This window comes from Corynebacterium sp. (assembly GCF_030530965.1).
Classification (GTDB): Bacteria; Actinomycetota; Actinomycetes; order Mycobacteriales; family Mycobacteriaceae; genus Corynebacterium.
Map to the genome: position 1 here is coordinate 1 of NZ_JAUMTY010000001.1, position 3,845 is coordinate 3,845.

Below are 3,845 nucleotides of genomic sequence, written 5' to 3' on the forward strand. Positions count from 1 at the left end.
CTACGAAAATTGAGGCCTACGAACAATGGTAGGTAGATAATGGTCTACCGCGGGCGATGTAAACGAGAGTGAAATAAACTTGTTATGCGCCTGTGAAAAAATTGCGATTTTTACGCGGTGACGGTTTCCACATACTGCAGAAAGGGCACCCACCATGGCCACCGATGATCAAAAGTGGTACTTCAATTCAGAAACTAAGGAAGTCTCTCAGGGGAAGATGTCGAGCTGGCTCAACCGCATGGGCCCGTACCACTCCAAAGAAGAAGCCGAGCACGCGCTTGAACGAGCTCATGAGCGCAATCAAGAGGCCGACGAAGCCGATGAAGAGTGGGACGACGAGGACTAACCGACGGCTCCGTGGTCGCGGTCTTATCGACGGTTAGTTGGGCATGGTGTCGCCCATAGCCATGACGAGCTTGGACGGGCTCGAAGATTTCGTTGCTCCCGCTGCTAGAGCGTGCTGAGAGAGTCGGTCTAAAAAGTCATCGGCAAAGTCGCGAGCATTGCGCTGGCCGTCGCCATCGTGGTGATCGTCGAGGATCTCGGGGCTGAGTTCAATTTCCCATTCCCGCCAGTGCTGGGCTTGTCCGCCTTCGAGGAGCCCTCGCGATGAGACATGGTCGTCGCAGAATTCAGCTCCCTTGTATGATTCAGCACCTCCGCGCGAGCTGGGGGAGTCCACCATCACGTCGGTCACGTGCCGCTCATTGTCAACTTGTGCGATGGCGATAAAGTCCGCCGAGTCATCGTCCGCGGTTGCGGCAGGCAGCGCCTCATGAAGTGCCTCAAGGAGCGCGCGAGGTGGACGAACATGGTGGGAATCCGTTGCGTCCCCCGCGTCCAAGGGAGCGTGGACTTCGCGACGCCCGCGCGTCCCCGGAAGCTTGAGATGCCATCCTTCGTCGGGGCCCCCGCTGCGACGTCGCAACGTGATCTTATCCCTGGTCAACTGGAGGTCAGCCGTGTCGTAATACGTCGCCGAGAGCGTAAACCGCTGCTCAGCCCCAACCCCAGCGACTCCCTCCACTGCGGAAAAATCAGGCACCGGGGTGGCGTCGTCCACGGCAAATTTAACTTCGACTTCCAGCTGATCAGTAGAACCCATGACGCCAAGTGTAGGTCCGCGCCGCCGTTTAGGCCTTGGGACTATCCGAGAAGGCGTGGTCAGCGTCGGGGAAAGTGCCGTCGGCTACTCGTTCCCGGTACCGCTGAGCAGCGTCGCGTAATTCCTGGCCGATCTGCCCGAATTCCTCGACAAACGACGGTGTGCGTCGACCCGCCGGCATCGCCGCCATATCCTGCCACACGAGTACTTGGCCGTCCGTTCCAGCGCCGGCGCCAATGCCGATCGTGGAGATCGGAAGCTCCTCCGTGATCTCCCGGGCAATCTCCTCCGGCACCATTTCAAGAACGACGGCCGACGCGCCGGCCTCACACACGGCCTTCGCGTCGCGACTCAGCTGTTCAGCCCCACTGCCACGCCCTTGCACCCTGAAACCACCCAGCGATGACACCGACTGAGGCGTAAACCCAATATGCGCCATCACGGCAATTCCGGCCTGAGTAATCGCCCGAATACGTGGCGCAATTCGCTCGCCACCTTCGATTTTCACCATGTCGGCACCAGAACCATGAACCATCCGCACAGCATTAGCGACGGCGTGCTCATCCGATTGCTCGTAGGCGCCGAACGGCAGATCCGCGACGACGAGTGCGTGGGGAGCGCCCCTCACCACAGCACCGGCCAGCGGGATGAGTTCCTCTATCGTGATCGCCGTCGTCGATGAATACCCATAAACGACGTTGGCCGCGGAATCACCGACCAGAAGCACAGGGATGTCCGCGTCGTCAAAAATGCGAGCCGTCGTGAAATCGTAGGCAGTCAGCATTGCCCAGCGCTTGCCCTCGCGCTTGAACTGATCGAGGTGATGAATCCGAGTCTTCCGCCTCGGCTTTTCTGACTGTTGCGGAGCGTCGGGGTGGGCAGACATGGGCTGGTTCCTCTCTCAAATAAACAGGGTTGTCCGGGTTTTCTCTGGGTATTTCTACTGGTGTGACTACCGTATGCGCCAGGGTGTGGGGGCTTTCCCACGCATCAAACTCTATTCACATACACGCGCTCTGTGGCTAACACGCGCCCATGTCCCACCCACCGACTACCCTGTAGGTATGAATCGGCAACAAGAATTTGTCCTCCGAACCCTTGACGAACGCGACATCCGCTTTGTGCGCCTCTGGTTCACCGATGTACAGGGATACTTAAAATCCGTGGCCATCGCACCCGCCGAGCTCGAAGGCGCATTCGCCGAAGGCATCGGATTCGACGGGTCAGCCATCGAGGGCTTCTCCCGCGTGTCGGAGTCCGACACCATCGCCCGCCCGGACCCATCCACATTCCAAATGCTGCCCTTCCCGCACGAGGGTCAACTCACCTCCGCGCGGATGTTCTGCGACATCACCCTGCCAGACGGTCAACCCTCCTACGCCGACCCGCGCCAGGTCCTCCGTCGGCAATTAAACAGAGCAGCCGACGACGGATTCACCTCCTACGTCCACCCCGAAATTGAGTTCTTCCTCGTCAGAAGCCTCATGACGGAAGGTAAAGAACCTATCCCGACCGATAACGGCGGATACTTCGACCAGGCCGTCCACGACGAAGCCCCAGGGTTCCGACGGGATGCCATCACAGCCCTGGAGTCGATGGGCATATCCGTCGAGTTTTCGCACCATGAAACCGCGCCGGGCCAGCAAGAAATCGACCTCCGCTACGACGATGTGCTGTCCATGGCGGACAACATTATGACTTTCCGCTTTCTCATTAAGCAGGTCGCGTTGCAAAGCGGGGTGCGGGCGACTTTCATGCCAAAGCCATTCGCTAACAGGGCTGGCTCCGCCATGCACACCCACATGTCCCTTTTTGAAGGCGACACGAATGCGTTCCATGATCCCGACGATGAATTCAATTTGTCGGCCACCGCGCGGTCCTTTGTCGCGGGAATCTTGGAGCACGCCAACGAGATTTCGGCCGTGACGAACCAGTGGGTCAATTCGTACAAGCGCGTGGTCTTCGGGGATGAAGCGCCGACGTCGGCAACCTGGGGTCTGTCCAACCGATCAGCTTTGGTTCGTGTACCCCGATACACCTCGACAAAAGCCTCGTCACGTCGCGTCGAAGTGAGAAGCCCCGACTGCGCATGTAACCCCTACCTGGCATTTTCGGTGCTCCTTGCGGCGGGATTGAAAGGCGTGCGCGAAGGGTACGATCTGCCGCCCCAGGCTGAGGACGACATATCGTCCCTGACACGCAGGGAACGTCGCGCGCTGGGTTACCGCGACCTTCCGACGTCGTTAGATGAAGCACTCCGTGAAATGGAGCGCTCCGAACTTGTTGCGGACACCCTCGGTGAGCACGTCTTCGAGTATTTCCTCCGCAACAAATGGCAAGAATGGCATGATTACCAAAGCCAGGTCACGCCATGGGAGTTGGACACCACGCTGGACTACTAAAGCCAGGTCTGATCAGACACGAAAGCACGTGATCCCATGACTTTCTTCCCCGCTCCCCACCGACCTCCCGAACCGCGACTCCGGACGGCCCGCGGAACACGATCTGCCGTGCCATCGCCGTCCACCTTGGGTTTGACCAGCCCCCACGCAGCGTCCGATCTCGAAAAACTGGGGTGGGATAACCAGGAGTCGCTTGGCCTCCTGTACCTCCTGGCCAATGTCGGTGACCCGGAACTGGCCCTCAACACCCTTTACCGGCTGAACGAAAACCTCAAACCGGGTTCCGACGAGGCCACTGCGTTTCTTGACGCAATGCGGAACAACGAGGTCGTGCGGTC

At 59.2% G+C, this 3,845-nt stretch carries 5 protein-coding genes; 3 read left to right on the forward strand and 2 right to left on the reverse strand.

Features of this window, described 5'->3' with window-relative positions:
- Window positions 1–154 precede the first annotated feature (154 nt).
- Complete coding sequence (locus tag Q3981_RS00005; RefSeq protein WP_303122660.1) at window positions 155–346, forward strand: hypothetical protein; 192 nt, start codon at window positions 155–157, stop codon at window positions 344–346.
- 33 nt (window positions 347–379) lie between these two features.
- Here the strand turns inward: Q3981_RS00005 and Q3981_RS00010 are convergent, their stop codons facing one another.
- A complete protein-coding gene (locus Q3981_RS00010) occupies window positions 380–1,105 on the reverse strand; it encodes a CYTH domain-containing protein (protein WP_303122662.1) in 726 nt (241 codons plus the stop codon).
- Window positions 1,106–1,133: 28 nt separating this feature from the next.
- Complete coding sequence (gene panB / locus Q3981_RS00015; RefSeq protein ID WP_303122664.1) at window positions 1,134–1,991, reverse strand: 3-methyl-2-oxobutanoate hydroxymethyltransferase; 858 nt, start codon at window positions 1,989–1,991, stop codon at window positions 1,134–1,136.
- Window positions 1,992–2,169: 178 nt separating this feature from the next.
- Here panB and glnA point away from each other — a divergent pair, with 178 nt between their 5' ends.
- Together glnA and Q3981_RS00025 are read left to right on the forward strand one after the other, a co-directional pair.
- Window positions 2,170–3,507: a type I glutamate--ammonia ligase gene (gene glnA / locus Q3981_RS00020; protein WP_303122666.1), complete on the forward strand. Its 1,338-nt coding sequence runs from the start codon at window positions 2,170–2,172 to the stop codon at window positions 3,505–3,507.
- 108 nt (window positions 3,508–3,615) lie between these two features.
- Window positions 3,616–3,845, forward strand: a 230-nt coding sequence (locus tag Q3981_RS00025) for a hypothetical protein (RefSeq protein WP_303122667.1), incomplete at its 3' end; no start/stop codon positions are given.

Excerpts from the sequence above, each read along its gene's own strand:
- Q3981_RS00005 (WP_303122660.1), top strand. The coding sequence starts at position 155 with ATGGCCACCGATGATCAAAAGTGGTACTTCAATTCAGAAACTAAGGAA.
- glnA (WP_303122666.1), top strand. The coding sequence starts at position 2,170 with ATGAATCGGCAACAAGAATTTGTCCTCCGAACCCTTGACGAACGCGAC.
- Q3981_RS00010 (WP_303122662.1), bottom strand. The coding sequence starts at position 1,105 with ATGGGTTCTACTGATCAGCTGGAAGTCGAAGTTAAATTTGCCGTGGAC.
- panB (WP_303122664.1), bottom strand. The coding sequence starts at position 1,991 with ATGTCTGCCCACCCCGACGCTCCGCAACAGTCAGAAAAGCCGAGGCGG.